Annotated in this window: 17 protein-coding genes; 14 read left to right on the top strand and 3 right to left on the bottom strand. The window is 70.3% G+C overall.

Annotated features, from left to right (window positions below):
- Positions 1–269 precede the first annotated feature (269 nt).
- From AB0M56_RS24885 to AB0M56_RS24875, 3 genes are all read left to right on the top strand, one after another.
- Positions 270–902 (top strand): hypothetical protein, encoded by a 633-nt coding sequence (locus tag AB0M56_RS24885; protein WP_364180013.1) that lies wholly within the window; start codon positions 270–272, stop codon positions 900–902.
- 103 nt (positions 903–1,005) lie between these two features.
- Positions 1,006–1,638 (top strand): HAMP domain-containing sensor histidine kinase, encoded by a 633-nt coding sequence (locus AB0M56_RS24880; protein ID WP_364180011.1) that lies wholly within the window; start codon positions 1,006–1,008, stop codon positions 1,636–1,638.
- Positions 1,635–2,303, top strand: coding sequence for a response regulator transcription factor (locus AB0M56_RS24875; RefSeq protein ID WP_364180009.1), 669 nt, complete (start codon positions 1,635–1,637; stop codon positions 2,301–2,303). Before AB0M56_RS24880 ends, AB0M56_RS24875 begins: the two co-directional genes overlap by 4 nt.
- A gap of 13 nt (positions 2,304–2,316) precedes the next feature.
- Here AB0M56_RS24875 and AB0M56_RS24870 read toward each other — a convergent pair whose 3' ends face one another.
- Positions 2,317–3,891: a hypothetical protein gene (locus tag AB0M56_RS24870; protein ID WP_364180008.1), complete on the bottom strand. Its 1,575-nt coding sequence runs from the start codon at positions 3,889–3,891 to the stop codon at positions 2,317–2,319.
- Positions 3,892–4,151: 260 nt separating this feature from the next.
- Here AB0M56_RS24870 and AB0M56_RS24865 point away from each other — a divergent pair, with 260 nt between their 5' ends.
- Positions 4,152–4,982 (top strand): alpha/beta hydrolase, encoded by an 831-nt coding sequence (locus tag AB0M56_RS24865; protein WP_364180006.1) that lies wholly within the window; start codon positions 4,152–4,154, stop codon positions 4,980–4,982.
- A 54-nt stretch (positions 4,983–5,036) separates the two neighbouring features.
- On the opposite strand, the gene AB0M56_RS24860 is transcribed toward AB0M56_RS24865, so the two are convergent.
- Positions 5,037–5,633 carry a TetR/AcrR family transcriptional regulator gene (locus tag AB0M56_RS24860; protein WP_364180004.1) on the bottom strand — a complete coding sequence of 199 codons (597 nt, stop codon included), beginning with the start codon at positions 5,631–5,633 and terminating at the stop codon, positions 5,037–5,039.
- Between the two features lie 126 nt (positions 5,634–5,759).
- Between AB0M56_RS24860 and AB0M56_RS24855 the strand changes: the two genes are divergently transcribed.
- From AB0M56_RS24855 to AB0M56_RS24835, 5 genes are all read left to right on the top strand, one after another.
- Positions 5,760–6,503 carry an SDR family oxidoreductase gene (locus AB0M56_RS24855; RefSeq protein ID WP_364180002.1) on the top strand — a complete coding sequence of 248 codons (744 nt, stop codon included), beginning with the start codon at positions 5,760–5,762 and terminating at the stop codon, positions 6,501–6,503.
- 51 nt (positions 6,504–6,554) lie between these two features.
- Complete coding sequence (locus tag AB0M56_RS24850; RefSeq protein ID WP_364180000.1) at positions 6,555–8,021, top strand: AMP-binding protein; 1,467 nt, start codon at positions 6,555–6,557, stop codon at positions 8,019–8,021.
- Complete coding sequence (locus AB0M56_RS24845; protein ID WP_364179998.1) at positions 8,011–9,465, top strand: NAD(P)/FAD-dependent oxidoreductase; 1,455 nt, start codon at positions 8,011–8,013, stop codon at positions 9,463–9,465. The genes AB0M56_RS24850 and AB0M56_RS24845 overlap by 11 nt, the downstream gene beginning before the upstream one ends.
- 285 nt (positions 9,466–9,750) lie before the next feature.
- Complete coding sequence (locus AB0M56_RS24840; protein WP_364179996.1) at positions 9,751–10,599, top strand: S8 family serine peptidase; 849 nt, start codon at positions 9,751–9,753, stop codon at positions 10,597–10,599.
- Between the two features lie 177 nt (positions 10,600–10,776).
- A complete protein-coding gene (locus tag AB0M56_RS24835; RefSeq protein WP_364179994.1) occupies positions 10,777–11,496 on the top strand; it encodes an alpha/beta hydrolase in 720 nt (239 codons plus the stop codon).
- On the opposite strand, the gene AB0M56_RS24830 is transcribed toward AB0M56_RS24835, so the two are convergent.
- Entirely contained in the window at positions 11,471–12,235 is a 765-nt protein-coding gene (locus AB0M56_RS24830; protein WP_364179992.1) for a methyltransferase domain-containing protein, read from the bottom strand. The two genes, AB0M56_RS24835 and AB0M56_RS24830, sit on opposite strands and share 26 nt — an antisense overlap.
- 83 nt (positions 12,236–12,318) lie before the next feature.
- Between AB0M56_RS24830 and AB0M56_RS24825 the strand changes: the two genes are divergently transcribed.
- The 5 genes from AB0M56_RS24825 to AB0M56_RS24805 are packed head-to-tail and all read left to right on the top strand — an operon-like array spanning position 12,319 to position 17,851.
- Positions 12,319–13,053 (top strand): acetoacetate decarboxylase, encoded by a 735-nt coding sequence (locus AB0M56_RS24825; protein WP_364179990.1) that lies wholly within the window; start codon positions 12,319–12,321, stop codon positions 13,051–13,053.
- A 9-nt stretch (positions 13,054–13,062) separates the two neighbouring features.
- Entirely contained in the window at positions 13,063–13,983 is a 921-nt protein-coding gene (locus AB0M56_RS24820) for a 3-hydroxyacyl-CoA dehydrogenase NAD-binding domain-containing protein (RefSeq protein ID WP_364179988.1), read from the top strand.
- The gene (locus tag AB0M56_RS24815; RefSeq protein WP_364179986.1) at positions 13,980–15,485 is read left to right on the top strand and encodes a CoA transferase; all 1,506 of its coding nucleotides are present in this window, start codon (positions 13,980–13,982) and stop codon (positions 15,483–15,485) included. The genes AB0M56_RS24820 and AB0M56_RS24815 overlap by 4 nt, the downstream gene beginning before the upstream one ends.
- Before the next feature lie 2 nt (positions 15,486–15,487).
- Positions 15,488–16,786, top strand: coding sequence for an aldehyde dehydrogenase family protein (locus AB0M56_RS24810; protein WP_364179984.1), 1,299 nt, complete (start codon positions 15,488–15,490; stop codon positions 16,784–16,786).
- A gap of 42 nt (positions 16,787–16,828) precedes the next feature.
- The gene (locus AB0M56_RS24805; protein ID WP_364179982.1) at positions 16,829–17,851 is read left to right on the top strand and encodes a hypothetical protein; all 1,023 of its coding nucleotides are present in this window, start codon (positions 16,829–16,831) and stop codon (positions 17,849–17,851) included.
- Positions 17,852–17,983 lie beyond the last annotated feature (132 nt).

Below are 17,983 nucleotides of genomic sequence, written 5' to 3'. Positions count from 1 at the left end.
GCGGGGGGCGGGCCGCGCCGGCGGGCTGCGTCGCCGGGGGGTGCCGGGGCGCCCCGGCCGGCCGGCCCGGGCCCGGGGGCCCCCGGCCCCCCCCCCCCGCGACCCGGATCAGGCACGCGGTGTGGGGTCTGGCGGCCGTACTGACCACCGCGTCCTGCACCGGCGCGCCCGTCCACTCCCCTGGGGCGGGCGCGCCGGCGAACCCGCCCTCGGCCGCACCGGTCGTCCCGCCTTCGGCCCCCTCGGCCTACCCCTGGCACACGAACATCGTGGCGACCACGTTCTGGGTCGGCGAGATCTTCGACCCGAACGCAGAGGACGGCAGCCAAGTGGAGTCCGCCTACGACGACCGGTGGCTCGACCACTTCGGCGGCTGCGACGGAGTGGTCACGCGCGGGAAGTGCGAGACCGAACCGCGCACGGCGGCCAACGGATTCTTTCCCACGCGCATGACACCGCGGGAGAATCCGTTCTATCTCGACCTCCCTTACGACGATGTGGGAGACGAGGTGGCAAATCGCCAACGCGCCGCAGTGGTTCCGTGGGCATCTGACGAACGCTATTCCGCACGGGTTTCCGATCCAGGCTTCAGCCTCTTGAAAAATCGCTGGGTACGCATCCGCCACGCGGGCAAGGTCTGTTACGGACAGATCCAGGACGCGGGCCCGGGCCGGTACGACGACGCGAAGTACGTGTTCGGCACCGACGATGCCCGGCCGGCGAATGATCGTTTCAACGGGGCCGGAATGGACGTCTCACCTGCGTTGAACGGATGCCTCGGATTCGCCGAGCTCGACGGGGAGAACGATCGGATCGACTGGCAGTTCGTCGACGACGCAGCAGTGCCACGGGGACCCTGGAAGATCATCGTCACCACGAGCGGTGTCACGCACGAGAGCTGATTCCCGCCTATTCACCGACGCCTGGGTTATGCGCCAGTAACGTCCCCAAGATCGCGGACGACTCCCTTCGGTCGGGGAAAAGGTAAAGGCGAGGGAAAAAGCCATGGAAACCGTGCCGGAACGCCGGGCGGCCACCGGGCGCCGCAGCGAGGATCGGACCGTTCAAGCTCTGTGGGGAGTGCTGCACGATCTCGGCCACGAGATCACGACGTTGACCTACCTGGTCGAGTCGGAACTGAAAGACGTGGCCGGCGTGGAGCTGATCGGTGAGCAGGTCTCGCAGTTGCGCACGCTGGTCTCCCACGCGCTGGCAGCCGAGACGCACGAGGAGATCGTGCCGCTGCGGCCGTTGCTGACGCAGCTGGTGAAGCTGGCCGATCGGGTCAGTGAGCCTTCGGTGGTACTCGAGGACGGAGCGGCCGCTGCCGTCCGCGGGGACGGCACGGTGCTGTGGCGAATCCTGGCCAACGTGCTGGGCAACGCGGTACGCGCCGCGGGGCCCGACGGTCATGTACGCGTGGAACTCACGGCGAACTCGCCGGTCACCGTGTCGATCACGGACGACGGGCCCGGGTTCGGGCGCATCCCGCCGGGTACGGCGTCGCTCGGCCTGGTCACGGTCGCGCACCTCGCCGAGGCGTCGGGTGCGCAGGCCCTGGTCGGTCCGGGTGAACCGGAGGGCACGTGCGTGCGGATCGTCTTCCCCAGCCACCTGAGTGAAGGGGAGCACGAATGACGAGCATCGTCCTGGGTGACGACCACAAGGTTTTTCTCGAAGCACTGGCCGGGCTGCTGGAACGGCACGGGATGCGGGTGGTGGGCACCGCCCTCACGCTCGCGGAAGTGGTGGACACCGTGCGCGAGACGCGTCCGGACGTCTGCCTGCTCGACCGCAACTTCGGGGCCGGCCCTGTGGAAGACGGCGTCGCGGCGACGCTCGCGGCGAGCCCGGGCACCAAGGTCATCATGCTCACGGCCAGCCCCGGCAACGGCGCGGTCGCCGACGCCCTGCGCTCCGGCGCGGCCGGCTACGTGCACAAGACGTGCGGCGTGGAGCACCTCATCAACGCCATCGACCGCGTGATCGCCGGCGAAACCCTCGTCGACGTCCCGGTGCGCACCTCGGCGCCCACCGCGGACCGCTCGCGCGAGGTCGACCTGCGCGAACGCTTCCTCACCAGCCGCGAACGCCAGTGCCTCGCGATGCTCATCGACGGCGACACGACGCAGACGATGGCGCGCCGCCTCGGCGTGTCCACGGCGACGGTGCGCAGCCACGTGCAGGGGGTGCTGGTGAAGCTCGGGGTCCACTCGCGGCTGGAGGCCGCGGCGCTGGCGGTGCGGCACGCGCTGGTGCCGGCCGCGTCGGCGACTTCCGGGTTCGAGGCGCGGCTCGGGTAAGTCCTTTGTGGACTCAGCCGGGCAGCTGGCTCCGGAGCCGGTCGAGCCACCGGTCGACGGTGAGCTCGTACCGCCCGGGGTCGTTCGACGGCGCGGCCTCGGCGACGGCGGCGTTCACGTGGTCGCGCACCGTGTCTGCCCACTCCGGCAGCACCCACACGGTCTGGAAGTAGTCGGCGCGCATCCGCACGGCGGCGACTTCCTGGTACCCGGCGGTGACCTCGCGGTTGCGCACCCCGTAACGGGATTCGGGAATCTGCGGCGCGCCCGACGTGATGATCAAGACGGTCGGGCGCGCCTTCAGGATGACCTCGGTCGGATCGGCTCCGCGGGAGATCTGCGCGTCGTTGAGGCCGATGTAGTCGATCGCCTGCCAGCCGCTGTAGTACGGGATGGCGCCGGCGTCGCCGACGGCCAGCGTGCGCTGGCGCTCCGGCACGTCGGCCGCGCCGAGTCCCTTGCCGATCGCCACGTGCGCGCGCTGCAGGTCGGGCCCGTAGTTCGCGATCGTGCCCAGGTCGGGTGCCGTCGCGCCGGCCACGGCCGACCAGCCGACGGCGACGACCCCGGTCAGTGCCGTCAGCCACCGCCCGCCCAGCGCGGCCGCACCGAGACCCGCGCCCAGGCACAGCACGGGTACGCCGTGGTCCGCGAAGCGGTCGAGGTAGTCCATGGTCGGCCCGGACACTGCGTAGGTCACGTACGTCAGCACGACGGTGGCCACCAGTAGTCCGCCGGCTGCGCGGGTGGCGCGGCGCAGCAGCAGCGACAACGTCAGCACGAGCAGGGGGAGCAGGAGCCAGAAGGTGTGCTCCGTCCACTTCCGGCCGGACGCGAGGTCGCCGAACTTGACGTAAAAGGTGTTCGGCAGGAATTGCCCGTAGTACTGCCAGCGCCACCCGAAATACCCGGCGCCGACCACGGCAGCGCCTGCCGTCCACCACCACGTCGCCCGGCTGCGCCGCGTCGTCCACAGCCAGACGGCCACCGTCGGCAGCGCGGCCAGCACGCCGTCCGGCCGCAGCGTGCCGAGCACGAGCAGCAGCAACGGCGGTTCCCACGGGTGCACGCGCTCACCGTCGAGCGCGCGCAGGCCCAGCACCGCCGCGCGCAGGAGCACGGCCGCGAACACGGCCGTTTCGAGGCCGCTCGTGATGTGGAAGTACGTCGGCAGGAAGACCACGTACGCGCCGCCCGACACGAGAGCGCCGGCGAGTCCGCCCCGGAGGTGGCCGGTCGTCACCAGCATCAGCAGCGTGAGCACCCCGAAGACCAGCGACGTCATCTTCGTGAACAGCGGCAGCGCGAGCCCCAGCCACGAGCCGAGCCCCGACCACAGCACCCAGGAGAAGTCGGTGAAGCCCTCCACGCGCGGTCCGGTCACGTTCCACACCGGGCCGTGGCCCGCGGCGAGGTTGGCGGCGTAGCGGAAGCTGATGAACGCGTCGTCGATGGTGAAGAACCACGCCGACCAGGCGCCGGCGAGGAACAGCACGAGCAGGCCGACGCCGGTGAGCACCAGGGCGCGGCGGCGCGGTCTGGCGGTTTCGACGCCGCCGGCTGCTTCGGACGTGGATGTGATGGTCATGACGAACCCTGTGGCTGGACGAACCTGTGACCCCGACGGAGCGGCAACTTTAGCCGAGTTGTCCGGATAGTCCCACGATCAGCCCCCGTGTCGGGCTCGTCTTACCCGTCCGGATCCGTGCGGAGCCCCCGTCGTCAGCCGGCGGCTTCGGTATTCCGGATCTTACGATGATCTTTCACGCACTGCGCACAACTTGATTGCGTGCAATTAAGTTGTAGTATTCAGGGCAAGCGAAGCCCGAACTTCCCGAGGAGCAAGAAATGCGCACACGTACTCGCCTGGCCCGGATCGCCGCCGCGACCGCCGCGTTGGCCGCGGCCGCCGTGTTCGTGGCGGTGCCGTCGTCGGCGGCGCCGCAGCAGGCCGACCACCACGCGCCGGCGAAGGCGAAGCCGACGATCGTGCTCGTGCACGGTGCGTTCGCCGACACGTCGAGCTGGAACGGCGAGGTCACGCGGCTCGAGCAGCGCGGCTACAAGGTGGTCGCCGCCGCCAACCCGCTGCGCGGGGTCGCGTCCGACGGTGCCTACATCAAGGCGTTGGTCGACAGCGTCGACGGACCGGTCGTGCTGGTCGGACACTCCTACGGCGGCTCGGTGATCACCAGCGCCGCGCTGAATGACCCCAAGGTGCAGGCGCTCGTCTACATCGCGGGCTTCATCCCGGACCAGGGCGAGTCCGCGCTCGATCTGACCAACAAGTTCCCGGGCAGCACGCTCGGCGACACGCTGCAGCAGGTCACCCTCCCCGGCGGGGAGACCGACCTCTACGTGAAGCAGGACCTCTTCCCGAAGCAGTTCGCCGCCGACGTCCCGCTGTCGCAGGCCCGCCAGATGGCCGCCGGCCAGCGCCCGGTCGCCGCGTCCGCGCTGAGCGAGGCGTCGGGTGCGCCCGCGTGGAAGAACATCCCGGTGTGGGACTTGATCCCGACCGGTGACAAGAACATCCCGCCGGCCGCGCAGAAGTGGATGGCCGAGCGCGCCCACGCCCACACCGTCGTCGTGCCGAGTGCCTCGCACGCCGTGCTGGTCTCGCGCCCCGACAAGGTCACCGACATCATCGTGAGTGCCGCGAACGCGACCACCAAGTGACTCATCGCTGAAACCCTGAAAACACAGCCTCGGCCACCTCGGCCGGGGCTGTGTTCATCGTCCGATCAGCCGCTCGACAAGTGCGGTGTATTGCGCCACGATCGCGTCGCGCGTCAGGCGGCCGGCAGGGGCGAACCACTCGCGCACGCCGTTGAGCATGTCGAGCACGGCCATCGTGGTCACGGTGACGTCGTCGATCCGGAACTCGCCGGCGGCGACGCCCTCGGTGAGGACATCGCGGAAAGCGTCGTGGTACGCGGTCTGCAGCTTGATCCCCTCGGCCTGCTGGGCGGGGTCGAGCGCGTACCGGATGGGGTTGCCGACCAGCAACTCCGGGCGCCGGTCGTCGCTCAGCTCGAGGTGCAGGCGCACGACCCGCCGCACGCGTTCGCCGGGCGAAAGGGACTCGTCGCGCAGCACGGGCACGGTCGCGTCCACGAAGTCGGTCATGAACCGCGAGACGATCGCGTGCAGCACCGCCTGTTTGTTCGTGAAGTGGTGGTACATCGTCGAGGACGAGATGCCCACCGCGTCGGCCAGGTCGCGGATCGACGTGGCGCTGTAGCCGCGCTCGTGAAACAGCTCACTCGCGCGTTCGAGGATCAGGACCCGGAGATCGGGCCCCTCGTCGAGTGACTTCTTCCTGGCCAAGGCCCTCCTTCCGGTGAAGAGGTGGGGGTACGAACGTGCCGATCGTACGATCGACACGTTGACGAGGCGAACTCCACCTGATTAGCCTGGGTGTCGATCAATCGATCGACACGGGACAAGGATCTCATGACCGAACACGACTGGTCGCCCCTGCCGCGGCCGGGCAGCCGCGTGGTGGTCACCGGCGCCGCCGGCGGTCTCGGCCGGGCGCTCGTCGCCGCGTTGACGCAGGTCGACGCCCGCGTGGTCGGTATCGACCGCGTTGCCGCCGAACCCGAGCACCTCATCGCCGACCTCACCGACGAAACCGCCGCCGCGCAGGCCGTCGCCGAAGCGGTCGAACGGCTCGGCGGCCTCGACGCCGTGATCGGCGCCGCCGGGATCGTCGACACCGTCCATCGCGCGAGCAGGTTCCCGCTCGACGCGTTCCGGTCCGATGTGGACGCCAACCTCGTCGCGCAGTTCGTGCTCGCCCGCGCGGCCTACCCGGCGTTGAAGGAATCTGCCGGCTCGATCGTGTTCCTCTCGTCCGTCGCGGCGGAAGACGGCCTGCCCGGCCAAGCGGCGTACGCGGCGGCCAAGGCCGGCGTGCTCGGCCTGACGCGCTCGCTCGCCGCGGAGTGGGGCGGCGACGGCGTGCGCGTGAACGCCGTCGAGCCTGGTCTCTTCGCGACGCCCAAGGTGCTCGCGATGCCCGAATCGGCCCGTGAGCGGCTGCTCGCCGGCGTGCCGATGGGCCGCGTCGCGACGCTGGGTGAAGTCGTCGGCTCGGTCCTCTACCTACTGTCCCCGGCCGCGGGCTACACCACTGGTCAGGCGCTGCGCCTCGACGGCGGCTCCGGGCTCACCCGCGGCGGCTTCTACCGCTGAGACCCCGTCACCGCTGAGCATCCAGTACCGCTGAGCACCCAGGAGATCCCCGTGCCCGCCAGAACCTTGCCCGCCATGCTGCTCGACGTCGCCGGAAGACACGGCCCGGGCGAAGCCCTCGTCGACGGCGAGACCCGCATCTCGCACGCCGACATGGTGCGCCGCTCCGCCGTCGTCGCCACGCGGCTGCGCGAGCTCGGCGTGGAGCCCGGCGACCGCGTCGCGATCCTGCTGCCCAACGGCTGGCAGTACGCCGTGAGCTACTTCGGCGTGCAGCTCGCCGGCGCCATCGGCGTGCTCGTGAACACGCGCTTCGCCCAGCCCGAGATCGAGCACGTCCTCACCGATTCCGGCGCGAAGCTCGTGATCACCGACCGCGACCTGCCCGGCGCTGTCGACGCGGCCGTGCTCACGGCCGACACCGGCGAAACCGCCGACCCGGCCGCGCAGCCGGGTCAGCGGAGTGAGCCCGGCGACGTCGCGCACCTGCTCTACACGTCCGGCACCACCGGCCGCCCCAAAGGCGCGATGCAGACGCACGCCAACCTGATGTTCAACGCCGGCACCGTGCGCGAACGCCTCGGCGCCGGTCCCGGCGAACGCACGCTCGTGGCCGCGCCGATGTTCCACGCCACCGCGATCGTGTCGCAGTTCATCGGCTTCCTCGCCAACGGCGCGTGCTGCGTGTTCACGCCTGCGTTCAAGGCGGAGACGACGGTGGCGCTCATGGCGTCGGAGCGCATCACGTTCTTCGCGGGTGTCGCCGCCATGCTGCGGCTGATCCTGTTGAAGGCTGAAGACGCGGGCGCGGACCTGTCGTCGCTGCGGCTGTTCGTGATGGGCGGCTCGCCGGTGCCGGAGTCGTTCCCCGCGCAGGTGAAGGAGCAGCTGCCGGATCTGGTGCTGGGCAACGTCTGGGGCCTCACGGAAGGCACGTCGATCGTCACGTTCACCGCCGGCGCGGAGTACCTGAGCCACGCGTGGAGCGTCGGCCCAGTGGTCGAGGGCGTGGAGGTCGCGATCGCCCTGCCCGGCGAGCCGCCGCGCGACCTGCGCGACACGGTCGGCGAGCTGTGCGTGCGCGGACCCGTGGTGGCCGCGGGGTACTGGGGCAACCCGGAGGCCACCGCGTCGACCTTTGTGGACGGTTGGCTGCACACGGGTGACGTCGGCTCGATCGACGGCGAAGGGTTCATCCGCGTGCTCGACCGGCTCAAGGACATGATCATCCGCGGCGGCGAGAACATCTACAGCCTCGAGGTGGAGAGCGCGCTCGCGCAGCATCCCGACGTGGCCGAGGTCGCCGTGGTCGGCGTGCCCGACCCGATCTTCGACGAGCGGGTGCGGGCGGTGGTCGTGCCGCGGCCCGGGCGCACGCCGAGCGAGGAAAGCCTGCGCGAGCACGCGGTGAAGCTGCTGGCCGACTTCAAGGTGCCTGTGGAGTGGCGGTTCGTGACGGAGTTGCCGCGCAACCCGTCGGGCAAGGTCCTCAAGCGGGAGCTCTCGGATGCCGGCTGACCACGTCGATGTCGTCGTGATCGGCGCGGGCTTCAGCGGCCTCGGCATCGCGGCGCGGCTGGACAAGGCCGGGTTCCGCTCCTTCCGCGTCCTCGAAGCAGCCGACGACCTCGGTGGCACCTGGCGCGACAACACCTATCCGGGCTGTGGCTGCGACATCCCTTCGCCGCTGTACTCGTACTCGTTCGCGCAGAAATCCGACTGGAGCCGGTTGTTCGCCGGTCAGCCGGAGATCCTGGAGTACCTGCACGACGTCGCGCGCCGGCGCGGGCTGCTCGATCGGCTGTGCTTCGGGCAACGCGTCACGCGTGCCGCGTGGGACGAGGACGCCGGGCGCTGGGACGTGACCACGGCGACGGGGGAGACCTACCGCGCGCGGTTCGTGGTGTCGGCCGTCGGTCCGCTGCACCACCCGTCTTTCCCGGAACTTCCTGGTGTGGAGTCGTTCCGCGGCGAGGTGTTCCACTCCGCGCAGTGGCGCCACGATGTGGACCTGAAGGGCAAGCGCGTGGCGGTGATCGGCACGGGGGCGAGCGCGATCCAGTTCGTGCCGGCGATCGTCGACCAGGTCGCCGCGCTGACGGTATTCCAGCGGACGCCGCCCTGGATCGTGCCGAAGGCCGACCGCGCGTTCGACGCCCGGCACAAGTTCTGGGCGCGCTGGTTCCCGCCGTTCCGCTGGTACGTGCGCGACCGGCTGTACTGGATCCACGAACGCCGCGCGGTCGGGTTCGTCGCCGACCCGGCCGCGATGGAGCAGACCGCCAGTCTTGCGAAGCGGCTGCTGCGCAAGCAGGTGCCCGACGAGGATCTACGTGCGCGGCTCACACCCGACTACACCATCGGCTGCAAACGCCTGCTCATCTCCAGCACGTGGTACCCGGCGCTGACGAAGCCGCACGTCGACGTCCGCTCCGGCGGCGTCGCGTCCGTGCGGCCGGGCGCAGTGGTCGCCGCCGACGGGGTGGCGGTGCCCGCCGACGTGATCATCTACGGCACCGGGTTCGACACGCAGCAGACCATCCGGTTCGAGGTCGAGGGCCGCGACGGCCGCACGCTCGCCGACGCCTGGAGCAAGGGCAACGAGGCCTACCTCGGCACGACCGTCGCCGGGTTCCCCAACCTGTTCCTCATGGTCGGACCGAACACCGGGCTGGGCCACAACTCCCAGGTGTTCATGATCGAGGCGCAAGCGTCCTATGTGGTCGCCGCGCTGCGCCGGCTGCGCCGCGCCAAGGCGTTCGAGGTGCGAGCCGAGGTTCAGGACGCGTTCAACGACTGGCTCGACTCGCGGATGGCCGCCACCGTCTGGCAGACCGGCGGGTGCCGCAGCTGGTACCAGGACCCGAAGTCCGGCCGCAACACCGTGCTGTGGCCGGCCGGCACCGTGGAGTTCTGGCGACGGACCCGGCACTTCCGCGCGTCGGACTACGCCGTGACCTGAGCGTTGGGCCGAACGGAGCAATTCGGAACGGCGGTGGAACCTCCGCCGGCTCCTTCACGTAGGTGAACACAGTGGACACTCCCCTCAGAAGTCCGCGCGGTAGGCGGTGATCGTCTCGGCGACGGTGCTGCCACCGGCGTCGGCGGCGGTGACGCGCAAGGCCACGGCCGTTCCCCAGCGGACGTCTGCACGTGAGCGAAGGTGACATCGAGCGACTGCGGAGCAAAGTCTTCACCGCCGCGGTGATCGTGGGGGCGGCGCTCACCGCCGCCACCGGCACGGCGGGTGGCGCGACCGCTCGGGCTGCCACCGTGCACTTCGGACACCGGCTGCTTCCGCAAGGTGAACCAGCGCGGCGACGCGGCTCCGTTGCCCGGCTCGAGCTTCGGCTGGAATCTGGAGTCCACACTGGACGTGTCGGTGGTTTCGGCGGCGTGCCCGTCGTGCCGGATCCTCGTGGTGGAGGGTGACAGTCCGCTATTGCCGGATCTGGCTGCCACGGAGGATACCGCCGTGCGGCTGGGTGCGAAGATCGTGACCAACAGCTACGGCGGGCGGGAGAACGGGTACTCGCTTTCCTTCGCGAGCAGCTACCAGCACTCCGGCGTGACCACCGTCGTGTCCTCGGGTGACGACGGGTTCACCGCCGCCGGCTGTCCGGCGGTGCTGCCGGACGCGGTGGCCGTCGGTGGCACGACGCTGAGCCGTGACCCGTCCGACCGCGCCTTCGCGGAGTCGGCGTGGCTCTCCGGAGGCAGCGGCTGCTCGGCGTACGTCGCGAAACCGGCGTGGCAGCGGGATCCGCACTGCCGCAATCGGACAGTTGCCGATGTCTCGGCGGTCGCCGAGCAGTTGTCGATCTACTTCACCGATGCGGGTGGCTGGGCGACGGCGAACGGCACGAGTGGCTCCGCACCGTTTATCGCCGGTCTGATCGCGCGGGCCGGGCACGCGGGCACCACGACGGCCGCCACCCTGTACACCGGTGCGGGGCACTTTTTCGATGTCACCGACGGTTCCGACGACCAGGTCTCGGGCGGGGCCAAGTGCGGCGGTGACTACCTGTGCGTCGCCGCCGCCGGGTACGACGCGCCCACGGGCGTCGGCACGCCGGACGGGCTCGCCGGCCTGTAGCGCGAAAACGATTTGCCCAGCGGACGCCGGGGCCGGTAGCTTGCTCCCGACCGCGATTCGGCTCGAGGAGGTGGGACCCATGTTCAGTGGATCGATGTGGGTGCTCCCCCTCAGTTTCGTGGTCGGGCGGTAGATGTCGCCGGGAGCGCCGAGAGCACTTCCGAAAGGCGGCATGCCATGTACTTCACTTCCGAAACCTCGGCGGACGGTCTCGTCGAACGCGAGTTCATCGTCGGCGATGTCCCCGGCGTTCTCTGGACCCCCACGGCGGGCCCCGGCCCACTCGTGCTCCTCGGGCACGGCGGTGGTAACCACAAGAAGCACCCGGCCATGACCGGTCGGGGCGGGCTGCTCATCGCCGCCGGGTTCTCCGTCGCCGTGCTCGACGCGCCCGGGCACGGCGACCGGCCCCGCTCGGCGGAGGACGACCGCGAGGTCGACCTGATGCAGGAGGCGATGGCGACGGGCAAGCCCGTGGGCCCGATCGTCGAGCGCTACAACGGTGCCCTCGCAGCGCGTGCCGTGCCCGAATGGCAGGCGGCGCTCGACGCGTTGCAGGACGAGGTGCCCGGCCCCGTCGGCTACTGGGGCATCAACATGGGCACGGCGATCGGTGTTCCGCTGATCGCGGTCGAACCCCGCATCAAGGCCGCGGCGCTGGGCCAGTTCTGGCCGTCGACGTTGGTCGACCTGGCGAAGCGGATCACCATCCCGATCGAGTTCGCCGTGCAGTGGGACGACGAGCACATCCCGCGGGAAGACGCGCTCGCGCTGTTCGACGCCTTCGCCTCACCGGAGAAGACGTTGCACGCCAACGCGGGAAAGCACAAGCAGCTCCCACGGTTCGAGGCGGCCAGCGCCGTCCGCTTCTTCAGCCGGCACCTCGGCACGCCGTGACGAGCCACGCGCGGGAGCCGAGCCACACGCCGTCGGCGCTTTGGTGGGTGGCCATGACCTCGCGCAGCCGGTCGAGCGCACGCTCGGTCTCGGCGTCGTCGAGCTGAGCGAGCACGTCGCCGACCAGGCGCAACGGCTTCACCGCGGCGACGGCGGTGCCGGGATCCGGGCCGTACCACAGGGGTTCGGCGACGTCGGTGAGGCTCAGATCAGTGAACCCCGCCGTGGTCAGCACTTCGCTGACCACGGCGGGGTCGCCGAGCGAGAACGGGCTGTCGTCGGGCACGGGGGGATTCCCGACGGCCCGGCTGATTTCGGACAGCCACTCCTGCTGATCGCCGCGCTGCCACACGAGCTGCACCAGCCGCGCGCCCGGCCGCAGCGCGCGTCGGAGATTGGTGAACGCGGCGACCGGATCGGCGAAGAACATCGTCCCGAAGCGGCTGAACGCCAGGGTGAACTCGGTGGGCGGGAACTCGTGCACCTGCGCGTCGGCCTGTTCGAACCGCACATTGGCGACATCCCCGGCGAGCCGGCGCGCAATCTCCAGCCGAGCCGCCGAGACGTCGATGCCCAGGGCGCTTCCCCGGATCGCCAGCCGCGCTGCTTCGCACGTCGTCGTGCCGGCGCCGCACCCGATGTCGAGGACTGTGTCCTCCGGGCCCACGGCCACGGCTGCGCGCAGCCAAGGCTGGTAACGGCACAGCTCGGCGTCGTAGTCGAAAGCGGGCGCGGTCATGGCGCCCATCATGCCCGTCACCGAGATGCGGCAGCGAAAAGTCGCAGGTAGATTGCGGTTCGTGATCTTGCGGGAAGTCGCTCATGCGTGAGGACGAGGTCCTCGCCCAGCTGACCACGCCCCTGGCCGCGCCGGCTTTTCCGCGCGGGCCCTACCGGTTCACCGACCGCGAATACCTGAACATCACCTACCGGACGGATCCGGTGGCGCTACGGGCGCTGGTGCCGGAGCCGCTGGTCGTCGACGAGCCGCTGGTGCGGTTCGAGGTGATGCGCATGCCCGACGTGACCGGCCTCGGCGACTACACGGAGTCCGGCCAGGTCGCGATGGTGCGCCACGGCGACGAGGCCGGTGAGTTCACCCTCGGCATGTACGTGGACAGCCTGCCCGCCATCGCGAGCGGCCGCGAGGTCGCCGCGTACCCGAAGAAACTCGGCAAACCCAGGCTGTACACGGATTCCGACACCCTCGTCGGTTCGCTCGCCTACGGCTCGATCCAGGTCGCGCTCGCCACGATGGGGTACAAGCACCGCACACTCGACGAAGCCCAGGCACGCGCGGAGCTGACCGCACCCACGTTCATGCTCAAGATCGTGCCCGGCTACGACGGCCGGCCGCGCATCTGCGAGCTCGCGCGCAGCCGGATCAGCGACGTGACGATCAAGGGCGCGTGGACCGGCCCGGCGCGGCTGCACCTCGTGGCCCACGCGCTCGCGCCGCTGGCCGACCTGCCGGTGCTGGAGATCGTGTCGGCCAGCCACCTTCTGACCGATCTCACGCTCGGCCGGCTGGCGGTCGTGCACGACTACCTGGCTTGAGGGGAAACCATGAAGGCGACCATCGTCGGCGGCGGGGTCATCGGTGTGTCGTGGGCCGGACTGATGGCCTCGCGCGGCCTGGACGTGACGGTCAGCGACCCGGCGCCGGGCATCGAGGACACCGTGCGCGCCGGGCTGGCGGAGCTGGAGCCGGCGTTGCGGGAGCTCGGCTTGCCCGCTCGTGACTTGGCGGTGAGCTTCGAGCCGGACCTCGCGACGGCCGTCGCCGAGGCGGACGTGGTGCAGGAGAACGGCCCCGAACGGCTCGACCTGAAGCACCGGATCTTCGGCACCATCGAGGCCCACGCTCCAGCGCACGCGTTGCTGCTCACGTCCACGTCGGGCATTCCCGCCACCGACATCGCCACGGCCATGAAGCAGCCGGAACGGCTTGTGGTGGGGCACCCGTTCAACCCGCCGCACCTGATTCCGCTGGTCGAGGTCGTGGCGGGGGAGAAGACCTCGGCGGAGAACGTGGCGCGTGCCGTCGCGTTCTACAAAAGCCTGGGCAAGAAGCCGATCGTGCTGGCGAAGGAGGTGCCAGGGTTCGTCGCGAACCGGCTGCAGGCCGCGATCTTCCGCGAGTGCGTGCACCTCGTCGCCGAGGGTGTGGTGACCGAGCAGCAACTCGACGAAGTGGTCACCTCCTCGCTCGGGCAGCGGTGGGCGGTGAGCGGGCCGTTCCTGAGCTTCCACCTCGGCGGCGGGGCCGGCGGGCTGCCGCACTTCCTCGAACACCTGGGTCCGGGCCTGCGGAAACGCTGGGGCCAGCTGGGTACGCCGGACCTCGACGAACCGACCGTCGCGCTGCTGAGCGCGCAGTCGGAGGACTTCGGCGGCACGATCGACGAGCTGGCTCACGCTCGGGACGAGAAGCAGATCGCCGTGATGAGGGCGCTGGGGACCACGCCGGGACAGGAGCAGCGATGACCGTCACCGACCGGATCCGCGAAGCGCTCGCCAACCCCATTCGCTCCGAAGCGGACGACCGGTTCGACATCCACGCCGCGCTGGCCGAAGTGCTCGCCGACGCCGGACTGTCCGAAAAGGACTGTGGGGGCAGTGTCGAGTTCCTCGGCGCGGACCCGATCGTGCCGAGCGCGGTGCGGCTGGGCGCGGCGCCGGCGATCGGGCTCGTCGCCAAGTCCGTGGCGCTGGCCGCGTTGTGGCGCCACCGCGGTGGGCCGGGGCAGGACATCAGCATGGACGTGCGCACGGCGCCGCACCGGCTGTGCCCGTTCTACGACAAGAAGTGGGAGTTGATCAACGGCCTGCCGCCCGCCAACACGGCCGACCCGGGCAGCCCGTTCACGCTCAAGTTCTACCGGGCCGGCGACGGCCGCTGGGTGATGCCGCTCAACATCTACCCCAAGCTGAAGTCCGCCGCGCTCAAGCTTCTTCGCACCTACGACGACGAGACCGCCGTGGCCAACGCCGTCGCCCGCTGGAGCGCGCTCGACCTGGAGGAGGCCGGCGCCGACGCGGGGCTTGTGATGCCGATGGTGCGCAGCACGGAAGAGTTCCTCGAGACACGCCAATACCGCGACGTGCTGGCCGGTCTGCCGCTCATCGAGATCGAGAAGATCGGCGATTCCGATCCGGAGCCGCTGCCCGAAGGTGCTCGCCAGCCGCTCGACGGCGTTCGCGCGCTCGGGATGGGACACGTGATCGCCGGCGCCGCCATCGGGCGCGCGCTGGCGCAGCACGGAGCCGACGCGCTGAACCTCTGGCGCCCGACCGAGTGGGAAAACCCGGTGACGTACTCGACGGCGAACGTCGGCGTCCGATCGGCCACAGTGGACTACCTGCGCGACAAGACCGCGCTGGCGAAGGTCCACGAGCTCATGCGGGGCGCGGATGTGTTCTACGCCAACCGCCGGCCGGGTCTCGTCGCCGGGCTCGGGCTGTCCGCCCAGCGTGCCGCGCAGCTGCGACCCGGGATCATCCACACCACCGTGTCGCTGCACGGCGAACGTGGACCGTGGGCGCAGCGCGTGGGCTTCGACCAGACGGCGGGGTGCGTCGCCGGGATGATGACGCTGGAGGGCTCGCCGGACCAGCCCGTGCTGCCGCACATCGGCGTGGTCAACGACTACCTCGTGCCGTGGCTCGCCACGACCGGGATCTGCGCGGCGTTGATGCGCCGGGCGACCGAAGGCGGCAGCTACCGCGTGCACATCTCGCTGACGCGCATCGCGTTGTGGATCATCAGCCTGGGTGTGTTCGACAAGGAGTACGCGCGCACGGTCGCGGGCACCGGTGAACAGCACGCGTACATCGACCCGGAGACGTTCACGGCCGAGACGCCGCTGGGGCTCTACCAGGGCGTGACCGACCAGGTGCGCATGTCGGAGACGCCGGGTGAGTTCTCGACGATCCTCGTGCCGCGCGGGTCCGGACGCGCCGAGTGGCTGCCGCGGTTAGGGTCGTGATCATGATCCCGGACGTGGTTTCCCGCCTGCGCAAGTCTTTCGCCGCCGGTCGCACCAAGCCGCTGTCGTGGCGGCGCGAGCAGCTCGGCGCGCTGAAGCGCATGCTGCTGGAGCAGGAGGACGATTTCCTCGCCGCCCTGCACACCGACCTCGCGAAGAACGCCACCGAGGCACGCCGCACCGAGCTGATGTTCATCGTCAACGAGGTCGACGACACGCTGGAGCACCTCGACGAGTGGCTCGCGCCACAGCCCGCGGGCTTGCCGGAACGCTTGCTGCCCGCTGAGGGCCGCGTGGTGCGCGAGCCGCTGGGTGTCGCGCTGATCATCGGGCCGTGGAACTACCCGCTGCACCTCGCGCTGGCACCGTTGGTAGGGGTGCTGGCCGCGGGCAACGCCGCCGTCGTGAAGCCGAGCGAGCTTTCGCCGACGGTGTCGGCCGCCATCGCGCGCCACGTGCCGGCGTACCTCGACCCCGAGGCGGTGGCCGTGGTGGAGGGCGCCATTCCGGAGACGACGGAGCTGCTGGAGCAGCACTTCGACCACATCTTCTACACGGGCAACGGTGTCGTCGGGCGGATCGTGATGACGGCCGCGGCGAAGCACCTCACGCCCGTGGCGCTGGAGCTGGGCGGGAAGAGCCCGGTGATCGTGGACACGGACGTCGATCTTCAGGTGGTCGCGCAGCGGATCGTGGACACGAAGTTCATGAACGCCGGCCAGACGTGCGTCGCGCCCGACTACGTGCTCGCCATCGGCGACACAGCGGCCCGCCTCGAACCGCTGCTGACCGAGGCGCTGCAGGCGAAGTTCGGCGACGACCCGGCTTCGAGCCCCGACTACGGGCGCATCGTGAACACCCGGCACTTCGATCGCCTGTCTCACCTTCTGGCCAGTGGCCGCGTGGTCACCGGCGGCCGGACCGACCGCGACGCCAAGTTCATCGCGCCGACCGTGCTCGCCGAGGTCGCGCCGGACGCGCCCGTGATGGGCGAGGAGATCTTCGGGCCGATCCTGCCGGTGCTGCCCGTCTCGTCGTTGGACGACGCCATCTCCTTCATCACGGGCCGCGACAAACCGTTGGCGCTGTACGCGTTCACAGGGTCCGAAGAGGTCAAACAGCGCATCCTCACCGAAACCTCCTCGGGCGCGGTGACGTTCGGCATGCCGGTGCTGCACCTCGTCGCGCCCGAACTCCCGTTCGGCGGCGTCGGCGAGAGCGGCATGGGGCGCTACCACGGGAAGTACTCCATCGACACGTTCAGCAACCTCAAGGCGGTGCTCGACAAGCCACTGTCCTGAGCGCTCGGTGGAATCCCCTGGGTGCGGCTACGATCCTGGATCATGAGTCACCCAGGGGGTCAGCAACCGCAGGGTCATCTGCAAGGTCAGCCGGGGTATCCGGCGGGGTATCCGCAGCAGCCGGGGTATCCCGCGCCGGGTCAGCCGGGTTTTGCCGAGCAGGGGGAGCCGCAGCCGGGGTTTCCCGAGGGCGGCCAGGCGCAGCAAGGTTTCGGCCAGGCCGGTCAGCTGCAGCCGGGTTACCCGCAGCAGCAGGCCCAACCGGGATACCCGCATCCGGCGGGACAACCGGGTTACGCGCAGCCGCAAGGGCAGCCGGGTCAGCCCGGATATCCGCAACAGCAAGGGCAACCGGCTCCGTCGGGCTATCCGCAACAGGGTCAGCCGGGCCAGGCCGGGTACCCCCAACAGGCCGGTGAGACCGGGTACCCGCAGCCCGGTTACCAGCAACCCCTCCCGCAGTACGGACAGCCGCAGCAGAGGGGCGCCCCGCAGCAGCAGTTCTCCCAGCCGCCGCAGGGCTTCCCGTCGCAGCCGGGCCCAGCAGGCGGCCCGCTGACCCTGCCCGGCCTCGGCGCGATCCCGGCGGTGTTCGGTGTGGTGCTGGAGCTCGTGGCCCTTTTCGGCGTTTCGTGGATCACCTTCACCAACGGCACCCAGTCGGTGACGATGTCCTTCCTCGACCTCGTCAAGGCGGCCAGCGACAACGCGGCCTCCTCCGGCTTCGCGGCGACCTACGTGCAGTTCCTCGCCTTCATCATCACCGCCGCGACGGCCGGTTCGGTGCTGCCCTGGACTCTCGGCGCCCTCAGGGCCAAGCGCTCGGCGTTCCTGCTGTCGGGCATCCGCAGCCGCGAACTCACCCGCTCTGGCTTTTGGTGGTACCGCACGGTCTTCAGCGGCCGCGCGGCCGTCATGCTGATCCTCCACGCCGCTGGCATCGCGACCCTCTACTGGGGCAACTTCCCCTCCCTGGGCCTCGGCCCGATCCTCCTCCTGGTCGGCGCCGCCCTGGTCATCGCCGGCGCGGCCATGGGCCCGCGCCAGGCCGCGGCCATGCCCTGACCCTCCACAAGGGATCCTCGCGCAGACCAGCGCAACGGCGAATGCGCCCGGGTGATCACCGCCCCGGGCGCACTCGGCTTTGCGGGCCCTGCTTCGCGTGGCCGGAGGGCCCAACCGAGTGGCCCAACCCGC

Origin of the sequence: Amycolatopsis sp. NPDC051372, assembly GCF_040682095.1 — a bacterium.
Lineage (GTDB): Bacteria > Actinomycetota > Actinomycetes > Mycobacteriales > Pseudonocardiaceae > Amycolatopsis.
This window is presented reverse-complemented; position numbering and strand designations above follow the sequence as displayed.